General features: G+C 70.5%; 7 protein-coding genes. 1 reads left to right on the top strand and 6 read right to left on the bottom strand.

Going from position 1 to position 16,186, the window contains the following annotated elements; translation table 11 throughout:
- Window positions 1–1,233 precede the first annotated feature (1,233 nt).
- Window positions 1,234–6,723 carry a carboxyl transferase domain-containing protein gene (locus ACFWIW_RS36575; RefSeq protein ID WP_378372667.1) on the top strand — a complete coding sequence of 1,830 codons (5,490 nt, stop codon included), beginning with the start codon at window positions 1,234–1,236 and terminating at the stop codon, window positions 6,721–6,723.
- 68 nt (window positions 6,724–6,791) lie between these two features.
- Here the strand turns inward: ACFWIW_RS36575 and ACFWIW_RS36570 are convergent, their stop codons facing one another.
- The 6 genes from ACFWIW_RS36570 to ACFWIW_RS36545 all read right to left on the bottom strand — a co-directional run bounded on the left by ACFWIW_RS36570 (window position 6,792) and on the right by ACFWIW_RS36545 (window position 16,183).
- A complete protein-coding gene (locus ACFWIW_RS36570) occupies window positions 6,792–7,325 on the bottom strand; it encodes a bifunctional nuclease family protein (protein WP_378372666.1) in 534 nt (177 codons plus the stop codon).
- Between the two features lie 23 nt (window positions 7,326–7,348).
- Complete coding sequence (ctaD, locus tag ACFWIW_RS36565) at window positions 7,349–9,106, bottom strand: cytochrome c oxidase subunit I (protein WP_378372665.1); 1,758 nt, start codon at window positions 9,104–9,106, stop codon at window positions 7,349–7,351.
- Between the two features lie 575 nt (window positions 9,107–9,681).
- A complete protein-coding gene (locus ACFWIW_RS36560; RefSeq protein WP_378372664.1) occupies window positions 9,682–10,824 on the bottom strand; it encodes a glycosyltransferase in 1,143 nt (380 codons plus the stop codon).
- The gene (locus tag ACFWIW_RS36555; protein ID WP_378372663.1) at window positions 10,825–11,616 is read right to left on the bottom strand and encodes an alpha/beta fold hydrolase; all 792 of its coding nucleotides are present in this window, start codon (window positions 11,614–11,616) and stop codon (window positions 10,825–10,827) included.
- A 2-nt stretch (window positions 11,617–11,618) separates the two neighbouring features.
- Complete coding sequence (locus ACFWIW_RS36550) at window positions 11,619–11,918, bottom strand: acyl carrier protein (protein WP_378372662.1); 300 nt, start codon at window positions 11,916–11,918, stop codon at window positions 11,619–11,621.
- Window positions 11,915–16,183, bottom strand: a complete 4,269-nt coding sequence (locus ACFWIW_RS36545) for a beta-ketoacyl synthase N-terminal-like domain-containing protein (RefSeq protein WP_378372661.1) — start codon at window positions 16,181–16,183, stop codon at window positions 11,915–11,917. Before ACFWIW_RS36545 ends, ACFWIW_RS36550 begins: the two co-directional genes overlap by 4 nt.
- Window positions 16,184–16,186 lie beyond the last annotated feature (3 nt).

Raw genomic sequence — 16,186 nt, 5'->3', positions numbered from 1 at the left:
TGCCCGCCGACCGCGACCACACCCCGATCGAGAACCACCCCAAGACGCCCTACCCCTCACCGAAACACGACCGCGACCCCGCACACCGCGAACCCAGCCGCCGCCTCCGCTGTCCGAGCACCTTCAATACTCGTTACCGAGAAACAGCGACGTCCACGGAGCGCCAACCCGCAGACCAGCGCACCACAACAACACCCCGCCAGCCACCAACCCACCGTCGCCGAAAAACGACCACCACGCCACACCACGAACGACACCGACCTGCCCGCCGACCGCGACCACACCCCGATCGAGAACCACCCCAAGACGCCCTACCCCTCACCGAAACACGACCGCGACCCCGCACACCGCGAACCCGGCCGCCGCCTCCGCTGTCCGAGCACCTTCAATACTCGTTACCGAGAAACAGCGACGTCCACGGAGCGCCGACCCGCAGACCAGCGCACCACAACGACACCCCGCCAGCCACCAACCCACCGTCGCCGAAAAACGACCACCACGCCGCACACCCGACCACCGCCCCACCCCAGCCCGAGAACCTTCAGTCTTCGTCGCCGAAAAACGGCCACGGCCCGGCAACCTCCACAGCAAGGCCCGCCCATCAGATCGACGCCGAACACGCGCAGCCGGCCATCGCCGAAAAACGGCGACGGCCCGATCGAGAACCACCACCACAACGCCCACCGAACACCCGTCGCCGAAGAACGACCACGGTGCCGCGAACCCAACTCTCACCAGTCACCGAAACGACACCCCCGCCGCGCACCCGACCAAACACCCTCGCTGCCGAAAAACGGCGACCGCCACACGACGCCCCCGGAAGTGCCCGACCCATCGCAACGACGCGGCGCCCCCAGACCGAACGCCCGTCGCGAAAGCCGCAAAACGCCCCCGGCCGCCGAGCCCCAGACAGCCACCCGTCACCAGAAGCGGCCACGCAACCGGGACAACCCCCCGAGCACCCCGGTGAAACCGGCGTGAACACCCGGTGACACCTCGCGACCCCGCCCGCCAGGCCGCGCCGCCAGTTGTCCACTTCATGACGTCATCGGGCCCGTCCGCTAGGTGTTCCACGACACTTTTTGGCGGGTTCCTACAATCCCCGGCCCCCGGCATGCGCCACCGGCGACATTCTCGTACCGGCCGGTAAGAGGCAGGCTGTTAGACAGGTACAGAAGACTGTCCCGCACGTGATCCGGCGGGGCGGTGTCGCGCACTTGGGAGGCTCAGTCGGTGTTCAGTCGTGTCGCCATCGTCAACCGCGGAGAAGCCGCGATGCGGCTCATCCACGCCGTCCGCGAGCTTTCGGCGGAGACCGGACGGCGGATCGAGACCGTCGCGCTCTTCACGGACGCGGACCGGTCGGCGACGTTCGTGCGGGAAGCCGACATCAGCTACAACCTCGGACCCGCGTCGGCGCGCCCCTATCTCGATTTCGCCGTGCTGGAGCGGGCGCTGACCGAGACCGGGGCCGACGCGGCGTGGGTCGGCTGGGGTTTCGTCGCCGAGGATCCGGCCTTCGCCGAGCTGTGTGAGCGGCTGGGCGTCACCTTCATCGGTCCGAGCGCGGACGCGATGCGCAAGCTCGGCGACAAGATCGGCGCGAAGCTGATCGCCGAAGAGGTCGGCGTGCCCGTCGCTCCGTGGAGCCGCGGCGCGGTCGCGGATCTCGACGCGGCCATCAAGGCCGCCGACGAGATCGGCTACCCGCTGATGCTCAAGGCCACCGCCGGCGGCGGCGGTCGCGGTATCCGCGTCATCACTTCCGCCGACGAGCTCAAGGACGCCTACGAGCGCACCAGCCTGGAGGCCGAGCGCGCCTTCGGCAGCGGCGTCGTCTTCCTGGAGCGCCTGGTCACCGGCGCCCGGCACGTCGAGGTCCAGGTCATCGCCGACGGCCAGGGCACCGCGTGGGCGCTCGGCGTCCGCGACTGTTCGGTGCAGCGCCGCAACCAGAAGATCATCGAGGAGTCCGCCTCCCCGGTGCTGAGCGCCGAGCAGGCCGACGAGCTCAAGCGGTCCGCCGAGCGGCTCGCGCTCGCGGTCGATTACCGCGGCGCCGGCACGGTCGAGTTCCTCTACCACCCCGGCGACAAGCTGTTCGCGTTCCTCGAGGTGAACACCCGCCTGCAGGTCGAGCACCCGATCACCGAGCTGACCACCGGCATGGACCTGGTCAAGGCCCAGCTGCACGTCGCTTCCGGCGGCAAGCTCGACGGCGTCCAGCCCGTCGAGTTCGGTCACGCCGTCGAGGCGCGGCTCAACGCCGAGGACCCGGACCGCGACTTCGCGCCGTCGCCGGGCCGTATCGCCCGCCTGGACCTGCCCGCCGGCCCCGGCATCCGCGTCGACACCGGGGTCAGCGAAGGCGACACCATCCCGGCCGACTTCGACTCGATGATCGCGAAGATCATCGCCTACGGCCGCGACCGTGACGAGGCGCTCGGCCGTCTGCGCCGCGCGATGGCGCAGACCACGGTCATCATCGAGGGCGGCGCGACCAACAAGAGCTTCGTCCTCGACCTGCTCGACCAGCCCGAGGTGATCGACGGCAGCGCCGACACCGGCTGGATCGACCGCGTCCGCGCCGAGGGCAAGCTCGTCACCCACCGCCATTCGGCGATCGCGCTCGCGGCCGCCGCCATCGAGGCCTACGAGGACGAGGAAGCCGTTGAACGCCAACGACTTCTCTCCACCGCGCACGGTGGCCGCCCGCAGGTCCAGCACGAGAGCGGCCGTCCGCTCGACCTCAAGCTGCGCGGCGCCGCGTACCGCGTGAGCGTCGCCAGGATCGGCCACCGCCGGTTCCGCGTCGGCGTCTCGGCGGGCGGCGACATCCACCCCGCCGACGTCGAGGTCGACCGGTTCGACGAGCACACCGGCCAGATCACCGTCAACGGCACCCGGTTCCGCCTGGTCACCGGTACCCACGGCCCGATCCACCTGGTCGAGGTCGACGGCATCACCCACCGCATCAGCCGTGACGAGGGCGGCGTCGTCCGCTCCCCCGCGCCCGCGCTCGTCGTCGCGACCCCGCTGGAGGTCGGCGCCGAGGTCGAGGCAGGCGCGCCCGTGCTGGTGCTGGAAAGCATGAAGATGGAGACGGTGCTCCGCGCGCCGTTCCGCGCGAAGCTGCGTGAGTGCGTCGTCTCGGTCGGCAGCCAGGTCGAGACCGGCGCTCCCCTGCTGCGGCTCGAGCCGCTGGCGGAGGAAGGCGCCGAGGTCGCGGAGGACGCGGGCAGTGTCGAGATCGAGCTGCCCGCCGAACCGGACGGAACGTCGGCCGCGCAGCGGATCACGCGGGGACAGCAGGATCTGCGCAGTCTCCTGCTCGGCTTCGACGTCGACCCGCACGACGAACGCCGCACGCTCAGCGCGTACCTCGCCGCCCGTGACGAACTGGAGGGCAACGGCGACCGTCCGCTGGAGGGCGAGGTCGAACTGCTGACCGTGTTCGCCGACCTCTCCGAGCTGATGCGCAACAAGCCTGCCCGCGAAGACGCCAAGACGGACACCCGGGTGCACAGCTCCCGCGAGTTCTTCCACACGTACCTGCAGAGCCTCGACGTCGAACGCGCCGGGCTGTCGGAGTCGTTCCAGAACAAGCTCAAGAAGGTGCTGGCGCACTACGGCATCCAGGATCTGGAGCGGACGCCGGAGCTGGAGGAGGCGGTCTTCCGCATCTTCCTCGCCCAGCAGCGGACCTCGTCCGACGTCGCGGTCGTCACCGCGCTGCTGCGGCAGTGGCTCACCGAGCCGCAGCCGTTCGAGTCGATGCGCGAGCCGGCGGGGAAGGCGCTGGAGGCGCTCATCGCCGCCACCCAGCTCCGTTTCCCGGTGGTCGGCGACCTGGCGCGCAGCGTGGTGTTCCGCTGGTTCGCCCAGCCGCTGCTGCGCCGCACCCGCGCCGAGGTGTACAGCGAGGTCCGCAAACACCTGCGTCACCTCGACCTGCACCCGGATTCGCCGGACCGCGCCGAGCGGATCGCGAGCATGCTGGCCAGCGCGCAGCCGCTGGTCCGCCTGCTCGGACAGCGGATCGGCCGCCCCGGCACCGATCACACGCCGCTGCTGGAAGTGCTGAGCCGCCGCTACTACGGCAACCGCGCGCTCACCGGCGTCGGGCAGGTCACCGTCGGCGGCTGCACCTTCGTCACCGGTGACTACGCCGACGCGAACGAGCGGTTCCACATGGCCACCACCGCCGTCGACCGCGCCGGGCTGCCCGGGGCGATCAAGGCGGTCGCCGATCTCGCCGCCCAGCTGCCCGCCGACACCGACGTCGAGGCGGACCTCTACCTGACGTGGGACGACGAGTCGGCCGACGACGACGCGATGGCCGCGGGGCTGCGCGAGGTCCTCACGGCCGAGGCGTTGCCGAGCCGGATCCGGCGGATCACCACCACCGTCGCCGGGCACGGCGGCGCGGTGATGCACCACCACTTCACCTTCCGCCCGTCCTCGACCGGGTTCAGCGAGGAGCGGCTGATCCGCGGCCTGCACCCGCTGATCGCGCAGCGGATGCAGTTGCAGCGGCTGGCGAACTTCGACCTCACGCGCCTGCCGTCGGGTGACGAGGACGTCTACCTGTTCAAGTGCGTCTCGCCGATGAACCCGTCGGATCAGCGGCTGGTCGCGCTCGCCCAGGTCCGTGACCTGACCCCGTTGCGGGACAACGACGGGAAACTGCTGGCCCTGCCCGCGGTCGAAGGCACGCTGGCAGGCTGCCTCGACGCGATCCGTGAGGTGCAGGCGAAGCTTCCGCCGAAGAAGCGCTTCGACACCAACCGGATCATGCTGTACGTCTGGCCGACCAGTGAGCTCACCGGCGAGGAGCTGGACACGGTCGCCCAGCGGGTGCAGCCGTCGACGGCGGGCGCGGGCCTCGAAGAGGTCCAGTTCCTCGGCAGGCAGCGCGACCGCGCGACCGGCGAGGTCAAAGAGGTCGCCGTGCGCATCGGCTACGACGTGAGCGGCGGCGTGCAGATGTCGCTGTCCGAGCCCACCACCGAGCCGATCCTCCCGCTCGACGACTACCGCCAGAACGTGCTGCGCGCCCGGCGCCGCGACACCGTGTACCCGTACGAGCTGACCGAGATGCTCGGCTCGTTCACCGAGTACGACATGGACGACACGAACACCCTCGTCCCGGTCGACCGGAAGAAGGGCCGCAACAAGGCGGCGATCGTCGCCGGTGTGGTCACCACGCCGACCGAACGCCACCCGGAGGGCGTCAAGCGCGTGGTGCTGCTCGGCGACCCGACGAAGGCGCTCGGCGCGCTGTCGGAGCCGGAATGCTCGCGGGTGATCGCGGCACTGGACCTCGCCGAGCGGCTCCGGGTCCCGCTGGAGTGGTACGCGCTCTCGGCCGGCGCCCGGATCTCGATGGAGTCCGGTACCGAGAACATGGACTGGGTCGCGGCCGCGCTCAAGCGGATCGTGCACTTCACCCAGGACGGCGGCGAGATCAACATCGTGGTCGCGGGGATCAACGTCGGCGCCCAGCCGTACTGGAACGCCGAAGCGACGATGCTCATGCACACCAAGGGAATCCTGGTGATGACGCCGGATTCCGCGATGGTGCTGACCGGTAAGCAGTCCCTCGACTTCTCCGGTGGCGTCTCGGCCGAGGACAACTTCGGCATCGGCGGCTACGACCGCGTCATGGGCCCGAACGGCCAGGCGCAGTACTGGGCACCGAACCTCGCCGCGGCACGCGACGTGCTGATGTCGCACTACGACCACACGTACGTGGCGCCGGACGAGTCCGGTCCGCGCAAGGCGGTCACGAACGACCCGATCGACCGGGACATCTCGTCGTTCCCGCACGCGGCCGTCGACAGCGACTTCACCACGGTCGGCCAGATCTTCTCGCGGGAGGCCAACCCGGACCGCAAGAAGCCGTTCGACATCCGCACGGTGATGCGCGCGCTGTCGGACCAGGACCACCCGGTGCTGGAGCGCTGGCCCGGTATGGCGGACGCGGAGACCGCGGCCGTGCAGGACGTGCACCTCGGCGGGCGGCCGGTGTGCCTGCTCGGCATCGAATCGCGTTCGGTGCCGCGCCGCGGCTTCCCGCCCACCGACGGCCCGGACACCTACACCGCGGGCACGCTGTTCCCGCGGTCGTCGAAGAAGGCGGCGCGGGCGATCAACGCGGCCAGCGGCAACCGGCCGCTGGTGGTGCTGGCGAACCTGTCCGGCTTCGACGGCTCGCCGGAGTCGATGCGGAAACTGCAGCTGGAGTACGGCGCGGAGATCGGCCGGGCGATCGTCAACTTCGAGGGCCCGATCGTGTTCACCGTGATCTCGCGGTACCACGGCGGCGCGTTCGTGGTCTTCTCGAAGGCGCTGAACCCGAACATGACGGTGCTGGCGCTGGAAGGCTCGTTCGCCTCCGTGCTCGGCGGGGCGCCCGCCGCGGCGGTCGTGTTCGCCGGTGAGGTCAACGCGCGGACCGCGGCGGATCAGCGGGTGCGGTCGCTCACCGAGAAGCTCAGTGGGGCGTCCGGTGCCGAACGCGCCGCGCTGGCCGCGGAGCTGGCCGAGGTCCAGGCGTCCGTGCGGGCCGAGAAGCTGGGCGCGGTCGCGGCCGAGTTCGACGGTGTGCACAGCATCGAGCGCGCGGTGAAGGTCGGTTCGGTGGACGCGATCATCAGCGCCGCCGAGATGCGGCCTCGTATCATCGAGGCGATCGAAGAGGGCCTGGCGAAGCTGCGGTAGCCCTCCCAGCGCCAAGTGAGATGAAGGGGCCTTTCATCGCGAAATTCGCGGTGAAAGGCCCCTTCATCTCACGGTCCGGGCGGCCCGTCCCCGAAATCCTCCGGCGCGATCTTGTCCAGCGCCGCCCGGAACTCCTCGACCTCCCGCTCCTGCGCGACCGGGTCGGACGGCACCGTCGGCAGTTCCGCGTCGGGCCCGGTGCCCACGATCTCGACCCGCACCGAAGCGACCTCCAGTACCGCGTCCGCCACCTCGATCCCGACCCCGGCCCGTAACCCGATCGCGACCGCGTCACTCGGCCGGGCCGAGACGCGGATCCCGGAATCGAGTACCAGGTCGGCGAAGAAGATGCCGTCCCGCAGCGCGGTGACCTGTACCCCGGTGACCCGGTGCCCGAACGACTCGACGACCTGCCCGATCAGTTCGATCGTGCCGGGCCTCGGCAGCCGGATCCGCTCCTGCGCGAGCGCCACCGCGCTCGCCTCCGGGCCGCCGATCGTGATCGCCAGCCAGCGGCGTTCGCCCTCCCGTTCCCGCAGCAACATCACCGGTGCCGCTTCCGGGGCCAGGACTGCCATCCCCTCGACGTCCATCGAAATCATGCGCGGTACCTCATTTCCTCGCCTCAGGCGGTGTCCTCGTCCTTCAGTGCCTTGTCCGCCACCACTTCCGACGGGGCGGACTGGTCGCGGCGCTGGAACGGGGTCGTGTGCCCCTCGGCGCGCAGCCGGGGAACCATATGCGGATAGTGGAGTTCGAACGCCGGCCGTTCCGACCGGATCCTCGGCAGATCGAAGAAGTTGTGCCGGGGCGGCGGACAGGTCGTCGCCCACTCCAGGGAGTTCCCGTGTCCCCACGGGTCGTCGACTTCGACGACCTCCCCGAACCGGTAGCTGCGGACGACGTTCCACAGGAACGGCAGCACCGACGCGCCGAGCAGGAACGCGCCGATCGTGGAAATTGTGTGCAGCAGGGTGAAACCGTCCGAGCTCAGGTAGTCGGCGTAGCGGCGCGGCATTCCTTCGTTACCGAGCCAATGCTGGACGAGGAACGTCATGTGGAAGCCGATGAACGTCGTCCAGAAATGGAGCTTCGCGAGCCGCTCGTCGAGCATCCGCCCGGTCATCTTGGGGAACCAGAAGTAGATCCCGGCGAAGGTGGCGAACACGATGGTGCCGAACAGCACGTAGTGGAAATGCGCCACCACGAAATAGGTGTCGTGGATGTGGAAGTCCAGCGGTGGCGCAGCGAGGATGATCCCGGTCAGCCCGCCGAGCAGGAACGTCACCATGAACCCGATCGACCACAGCATCGGCGACTCGAAGGTGAGCTGCCCCTTCCACATGGTGCCGATCCAGTTGAAGAACTTGATCCCGGTGGGCACCGCGATCAGGAAGGTCATGATGGAGAAGAACGGCAACAGCACCGCGCCGGTGGCGAACATGTGGTGCGCCCACACGGCGAACGACAGCGCGGTGATCGCGATCGTCGCGAAGACCATCAGTTTGTAGCCGAACAACGGTTTCCGGCTGAACACCGGGACGATCTCGGTGATGATGCCGAAATACGGCAACGCGACGATGTACACCTCGGGATGGCCGAAGAACCAGAACAGGTGCTGGAACAGGATCGCCCCGCCGTTGGCCGGATCGAACACGTGCGCGCCGAGCCGCCGGTCCGCCTCCAGCCCGAACAGGGCCGCGGTGAGGATCGGGAACACCGCCAGGATCAGGATCGTGGTGAACAGGATGTTCCAGGTGAACAGCGGCAATCGCCACATGGTCATCCCCGGCGCGCGCAGGCAGAGGATCGTGGTGACCATGTTGACCGCGCCGAGGATCGTCCCGAGCCCGGACACGATCAGGCCCATGAGCACCAGATCGGCGCCCACTCCCGGGGCGTGCGCGGCGTTGGACAGGGGCGTGTACATCGTCCACCCGAAGTCGGGCGCGCCGCCCGGCGTCAGGAACGAGCTGAGCACCATCAGCCCGCCGAAGAGGTAGAGCCAGTAGGAAAACGCGTTCAGCCGCGGGAACGCGACGTCCGGTGACCCGATCTGCAGCGGCAGGATGTAGTTGGCGAAGGCGAAGAGGTTCGGCGTCGCGTACAGCAGCAGCATGATCAGGCCGTGCATGGTGAACAGCTGGTTGTACTGCTCCTGCGACAGGAACTGCATGCCCGGCCTGCCCAGCTCGCCGCGCATCAGCAGCGCCATGAAGCCGCCGGCGAGGAAGAACGCGAACGAGGTGCTCAGGTAGAGCACGCCGATCGTCTTGTGGTCGGTGGTGCGGACGACGCTGAGGAAGACACTCCCCTTCGGGGCACGGAGCCTCCCGCCGAAGCGGACGGCCTCCGGTCGCGGAGAGGGCTTCACGGCGGTCATGGCGACTCCCAGCACGAGGACACACCTTCTGAAGGCTGGTACCCCTCCAGGAGAGTCCCTACACGCGGGCTTTTCAAGGGCTAGCCGAGTAGAGGACGCTGGCCACCGTGTGTGAAGGGGGTCTTCTGTGAAGCTGTCCGTCATCCGTGCCGCCGCGGTGGCACAGCAGGCGCGGGTCACGCCGGGCATCGAGGATATGGGGAGCTACCCGGGGTGCCCGAAATGGCGTTCAGCGCCACCAAGAGCGTCGTGTCGACCGTCGCGGGCCTCGCCTTCGATGCCGGACTGATCCCCGATCTCCACCGGCCGGTGACCACACGCTCGACCCGCCCGAACTGGACGGCCCGAGCGCGATCACCTGGAGCCCGTGCGAGCACAACCCGGACTACGGCTACCTCTGGTGGCTCAACGACCGGCGGCTGGTCTACCCCCACCGCCCCGCCGAGCGGCCGGTGCGCCCGGGGAAACGGCGGCAGGCACCTCCTGTGGGTCGATCCCGAACGCGACCTCGTCATCGTTTCCCGCTGGGGCGAAGACGCCGGAGAACTCCTGCGCGAGGTCTCGGCCGCGGCCTCCTAAGCGAGCAGAGCCTCCAGGTGGTCGGCCGCCGTGGCGGCCCCGCCCGCCGCCCGGAACGAGGCGCCCACCTTTTCGGCGGCCGACCGGTACCCCGGGTCACCCAGCACCTTGGTCACGGCTGCCGCGATCCGGTCGGGTTTCGCCTTCCCGAACCGCAGCCGGACACCGGCACCCGCGTCGACGACCTGACCGGCGATGATCGGCTGATCGTCCCGGATCGGCGCGACCACGAGCGGCACCCCGTGCCACAGGCTTTCGCAGACGGTGTTGTGCCCGCCGTGGCAGACGACGGCGTCCACGCGGGCGAGAAGTGCCATCTGGGGCACCTGGGGCTCCACGAGCACCGTGTCTCCCACCGGCCCCACCACACCGCCGGGATCGGCGACGACGGTCCGGATCCCGTCGACCTCCGAGAGTCCGCGGGCCGCCGCGCGGAGGAAATCCCCGGCGGCGTCGGCGTTCGCGGTGCCGAGGGTGACGAACACCGTCGGCACCGCCCGGTCGAGCCGGTCCCACGGGAAGCCCCCGGTCGGCGCGCGCCCGCCGATGGACGGCCCGACCAGCCGGACCCGGCTCGGGAGCGTGGCCGGGCCGAGCAACTCCCGGGTGGTGAACGCGAGCACGCCGTGCGGCGACATCCTGGGGTCGGCGGGGCCGCCGTCGATCCGCGCGCGCAGGCCGTCGAGGAGGTCGTCGAGCCAGGCCGCCACCTTGGGGAGCCCGGCCAAGAGGTCGACGAGTTCCGCGGACGTCGTCGCGGAGGTGACCCACGGCAGGCCGAGCCCGTCGGCGACGAGACCGCCGGCGATGGCCTGCTGGTCGGCGATCACCACCTGCGGGCGGAACCGGCCGATCGCGGCGCGGACCCCGGGCGCCATCGCCTCGGCCAGCGGGATCAGGAACTCCTCCCACAGGAAGCGGAACGCCGCCGGTCCCTTGAGGCTCGCGTCGCGTTCGGGCAGGCGGCGCGGGACCGCGCACGGGAACACGTCCGCGCCGTCGCCGGCGAGCCGCCGGATGACCTCGGGCCGCCCCGCCCAGGCGACCTGGTGCCCGCGTGCGGTGAGGGCGGCCGCGACCCCGACCGCGGGGTTCACGTGCCCGGTCAGCGGCGGGGTGACGAAGAGGAATCTGCCCACTCAGGCCGCCGTTTCGCACGAGTGTTCGCGGACCCAGCCCAGGATCAGCTCCGCCGTCTCCGCGGTGCACTCGACGAGCACCGAATGCCCCTGGTCGGGCAGGACGACGGTGCGGCAACGGCCGAGGTTCCCCTCCAGGGCCGGGACCTGTGCCGAGAGCCCGGACAGGTCGCCGAACAACGCGAACACCGGGCAGCGGACGGCCGCGAGGTCGTCGTCGATGGTCCGGCTCAGCGGGATGTCCTCCGCCAGCGTGGTGGCGGCGAGGATCTTGTACGCGGATTTCGACAGCCGGGCGGTGTGCGCGCCGTGGTTCTCGGCGATCCAGCCGATCACCTCGTCGTGCGCCAGCCGGTTCTTCGCGTCGGCAAGCCCTTCGGCCATGTGCCCGGCCCAGGCCCGTGTCGGTGGCTCCGCTTCGATGGCGACGACGCTGGCGACGCGCTCGGGACGCGAAGCCGCGAGCCCGAAGGCGATCGAGCCGCCGAAGGAATTCCCGGCCACGTGCACCGGCCGGTCGATCCCCAGCGCGGTGAGCAGGCCGTCGAGATCGGCGACGAACTCCTCCAGCCGGTAGCCGGTGGCGGGCCGCGTCGTGCGGCCGTGCCCGCGAAGGTCGTACATGACCACGTCGATGCCCTGCGCCGCGAAGGCGGGCCCGAGCGTGAAGTAGTAGCTCGCCAGGCTGTCGGTGAGGAGGCCGTGGACGAACACCACGACCGGCGCCGCGCCGTCCGACGGTCCGAGCCGCTGGACGTGGACGTCGAGGTCGCCGACCTTGACCTTCGCCATGCTCAGGCCTTCCCGTCGAGGGACGCGACCACGTGGTCGACGAGTTCGCCGACGGTCAGCGCGATGATCTCGTCCAGTTCGCGTTCCGCGATGAACTCGGCGAAGTTGACCTTGTCGCCGTAGTGATCGCGCAGCCGGCCGGACAGCGTCACGAGGTCGATGCTCTCCAGTTCGAGGTCGTCGTGGAATTTCGTGTCCCGGCCGATCTCGGCGTCGTCCAGGCCGTATTCCGCGAGCAGTTCGCGCAGCATCGCGGTGAGGTCGGCCAGCACGGCCCCGGCCGCCTCGGTTTCAGTGGTCATCCTTCGTTCTCCGTCCAAGCCACGACGTAGTCCTTCGCCGGTGTGGTGATCGTGGTGTGCCACACCGGATACCGGGCACCGCCCACCTCGACGGTGAGCCGCCCGTCGTCCGCGCCGACGACGGCGAAAGCGCGCGGATCACCGCGCAGGCCGGTGCGGAGCCGTTTCGCGACGGCCTCCTTGGCGGCCCAGAACCTCGTGAACCACAACGCTTCCGGCTCGCCGAGCAGGGCACGTTCCGCCGCGTCGAGAGCCGCGGCGACCGTGCTCTCCGGCCGGTCCTCGACGGCTTCGATGTCGATCCCGCAGGGCCCTCGGCGGGCGATGGCGACGCCGAGCGCGTCCCGGTGGGCGATCGAGACGGTGAGATCCGGCAGGCTTCTCCCGTAGGCGCCCGAGACGATCGGCGCCCCCGACGAATCGTTCCCGATCCGCAGCTCGGCGGGGAAGATGTCACCCGCACCGGCTGTCCACAAGAGACCCCGGACGGCGTCCTTCGCCGCGATCCGGCCGAGCAGCCAGGTCCGTTTCCGGCGCGGAGCCTGGTCGGCGTACGCCTGTCTTTCCTTTCCCGCCAGCACGTTCCGCATGATCAGCTCACGGGTGGCCAGATCGGGCCACTGCTCGCGGACCAGCGCCCAGCCGCCAGGGCGTTCTTCGGACAGCGTGGCCCGCTCGGGCCGCCGGTCCATCGCCCTGATCACCGGATTGCTGTCGAACCGCCGATCGCGCCAGCCCTCGACCTCGGCCCAGACCCGGCCACCGCGGATCAGCTGGACGTCCGCTTCGAGTTCCGTGTCGGTCACCGAAACGATGCGGACGACGCAATCGACCCGGTCACCCGGTAAGGGATGTTCGCCGTAGAACCGGATCCGCCGCATTCCCACCGGGAACACCGTGGTCCGCGCGGGCAACCGGGACATGATCCAGTACCCGAGCAACTGCCCCGCGTTGTCCAGCAGCGCCCCCGGCGCGTCCGGGGTCCGCAGCACTCCGCGCACGTGGCGATCCCCGACCGCGACCAGTTCTTCGACGCCCTGGAACCTCGGCCCGTGGAACATCCAGCGATCGGTGTAGAGCTGCTCTGCGCGCAGATCCGGCGTCCGCTCCAGTGCGGCGGGGAAGGTCCACGGCCCGGGCGGATCGGCGGGAAACGCGGCGTCCAGATCGATGACGGCCCTGGAGTAGCCGCCGAGGCAGACACCCACCCGGGAAGCGCCCTGCGGCACCACGGTCACCGGCACGTCCAGCGCGGGAATCGCGGCGATCCACTGGTTCAGCCGGACGTCCTCCAGCGCCACCGCGCGCCGGCCCGGCGCGGCCTGTTCGGCGAAGTCCATAAGGTGCCCGATCACCGTCGTGGCGGGCACGACCGGCCACGAGTCGGCGGGATCGGCACCGGGTGGCTGCTTGAAGAAGCAGTGGTCGAGCAGATACGGCATGGTCTCGACGGAGACGCGGAGTTCGGTGCGCGACGGCCGGATCCGGGGCGCCGACCTGGCGGCGAACAGTTCCGCCGCCAGGCCGGCGGTGTCGGCCAGCAACCCGGAGAATTCGGCTGCCAGCGGGTTCCGTCGCGCGATCCGGTCCAAAGTGGACGTGCCGGCTCCCGACGGGCGGAACCCGTGCCGGACGCGTTCGTCGAGCGACACCAGCGCGCCGCCGAGGTCGAGCCGGATCGCCCGGCCGCGTCGCGTGCCGCGTTGGCCCGGCAAGACTTCGAACGCCGGATCGGCGCCGTCGGCCCACATGGCGGTCGCGGTCCGCAGGAGCTGCCCGACGCCGGGCCGGTGCGCGGAATGCGCGGCGACGACGAGGTGTTCGCGGTCGTGCAGGGTGTTCCCGATCAGCGACCCGAGCTGCCCGGCACCCACCTGCACGAACGCGCGGAATCCGGCCGCGTACATGTTCTCCACGAGACCCCGGAACCGCACCGGCTCCAGCAGATGCCGGACGAACAGGTCCCGTACTTCCGCGGCGGCCGCGGGGTAGGGCTTCCCGGTCGTGGCGGACCAGACCGGGAGTTTCGCCGGATGCAGCGTGTAACGTTCGGCGGCCTCGCGGATCGGGCCGAGATACGGGGCGAGCATCGGGGTGTGGAAGCCGGACCGGAACGGCAGCACCTGGGAGATCACGCCGTCCGCCCGGAACTCGCGTACGAAGCGGTCGACGGCCTCCGCCGGCCCGCAGATCATCGCCTGATGGGGCGCGTTGTCGTGGGAAAGGACCACTTCGGACTGTCCTTTGAGGACTTCGGCGACCACGGAGGCGGCCGCGCCGATCACCGCGAAGGCCAGTCCAGGCACCTTGAGCGCGTCGGGATCGAAGCCCGCCAGGAACGCGTCCACCTCGGTGTCGTCGTGGATCCCGGCGACGGCCATGGCGGTCCACTCCCCCAGGCTGTGCCCGGCGAGCGCGTCCGGGGTGACACGCAGCGTGCGCAACGCCGTGTCGAGCAGCCTGCCCAGCTGGAACACGCCCTTGCCGTGCCTGCCGACGTCGCCGATGGTGACGTCCGGCGCTTCCCAGCGGATCCCGAAATGCCGGGCGATGTCGTCGGCGTTGGCCTCGAATTCGTTCTCCAGCCCGGGGAAGACGAACGCGAGCTTGCCCCCGCCCTGGCCGAGCAGCGGTTCCGGAACGAACCAGAGGTCGTTGCGGCCGCGCCAGGGTCTGCCCTTCGCGACCACTTTCCTGGCCAGGTTCAGCCGCTTGGGCGTCGGGTCGACGAGCCCGAGCCGGACCCGGCCGCGTCCGGTGTCGCTCTCGCTCAGGACGTCGTCGTGGTCGAGCAGACAGCCCATCTCGGCGACGGTCGGCGCCGAGAGCCGCAGGACCCGTTCGGGCTCGGAAACCTCGACCGCGGGCCGGGTCGCGGCCTGCTCCAGGACCACGTGGGCGTTGATCCCGCCGAAGCCGAACGCGTTGACCCCGGCCCGCCGCACCGGCCGCCGGTCGTCGGTCTTCCAGGTCTTCGCGGCGCCGAGCGTCTCGAACCGGGTCGCCGCCAGCGCCGGATGCGGGTCCTCGCAGTGCAGGGTGGGCGGGAGAACCCCGTGGTACACGGCCAAAGCGGCCTTGACGAGTCCGGCGACCCCCGCGGCGGGCATGGTGTGCCCGATCATCGACTTGACCGAGCCGAGCACCGCGGTCGGCCGGTCCGTCCGCCCGAAGACCTCGGTGATCGTCGCCAGTTCGGCGGCGTCGCCCGTCGGGGTGGCGGTCCCGTGCGCTTCGAGCAGACCGATCGTGGCGGGGTCGATCCCCGCCGCGCTCCAGGCCTGCCGCACCGCGCGGACCTGTCCGGCGGTGTCCGGAGTGGACAGTCCGGCGGTCCGGCCGTCGCTCGCCACCCCGGTCCCGGTGACGACGGCGTAGACCCGGTCGCCGTCCCGTTCGGCGTCCGCGAGCCGTTTGAGCACGACGACGCCGGTGCCCTCGCCGATCAGCACCCCGTCCGCGTCCCGGTGGAAGGGCCGGATCCGCTGGCTCCGCGACAACGCCCCGAGCTGGGAGAACACGCTCCAGAAGGTGACGTCGTGGCAATGGTGCACGCCACCGGCCAGCACGACGTCGCATCGCCCGCTCGCCAGTTCACGGACGGCGTGGTCGACGGCGACGAGCGAGGAGGCGCAGGCGGCGTCCACTGTGTACGCGGGTCCGCGCAGGTCGAGCCGGTTCGCCAGTCGCGAGGCGGCGAGGTTGGGCACGAGCCCGATCGCGGCGTCGGGGGCTTCGGGACCGAGCCGGTCGGTGAAGGCCCGGCGGAGTTCCTCCAGCCGCTCGCCGCCGAGTTCGGGCATCAGCTCGCCGAGCGTGCGGACGACCTGGGTGGCCGTGCGGACCCGCTGGTCGAGCCGCACCAGACCGGGCGTCAGATAGCCGCCGCGGCCGAGGATGACCCCGGTCCGCTGCCGGTCGGCGGGCAGCCGGTGCTCGCCGCCCGCGTCGGCGATGGCCTGCGCGGCCACCCGCAGCGCGATCAGCTGGTCGGGTTCGGTGCCGGGGACCGACGACGGCATCACACCGAAGCCGGTGACGTCCACTTCGGCCAGTTCACCGACGAAACCGCCGCGATGGCAATAGATCCGGTCCGCCCGTGGTTCGGCGTCGGGCTGGTAGAAACCCGGATCCCAGCGGTCGGCCGGGACTTCCGTGATCGCGTCGACACCGTCGACGATGTTGCGCCAGTAGGTATCGAGATCGGGGGCGCCCGGGAACAGCACCGACATCCCGACGATCGCGATCGGGGGCGTTTCGGCCACCGG

Origin of the sequence: Amycolatopsis sp. NPDC058340 (genome assembly GCF_042723975.1) — a bacterium.
Taxonomy (GTDB): domain Bacteria; phylum Actinomycetota; class Actinomycetes; order Mycobacteriales; family Pseudonocardiaceae; genus Amycolatopsis.
The sequence above is the reverse complement of the archived record's forward strand: the minus strand, read 5'-3'. Positions and strand labels throughout refer to the sequence as shown.

Excerpts from the sequence above, each read along its gene's own strand:
- ctaD (WP_378372665.1), bottom strand. The coding sequence starts at position 9,106 with ATGACCGCCGTGAAGCCCTCTCCGCGACCGGAGGCCGTCCGCTTCGGC.
- ACFWIW_RS36550 (WP_378372662.1), bottom strand. The coding sequence starts at position 11,918 with ATGACCACTGAAACCGAGGCGGCCGGGGCCGTGCTGGCCGACCTCACC.
- ACFWIW_RS36555 (WP_378372663.1), bottom strand. The coding sequence starts at position 11,616 with ATGGCGAAGGTCAAGGTCGGCGACCTCGACGTCCACGTCCAGCGGCTC.
- ACFWIW_RS36570 (WP_378372666.1), bottom strand. The coding sequence starts at position 7,325 with ATGATTTCGATGGACGTCGAGGGGATGGCAGTCCTGGCCCCGGAAGCG.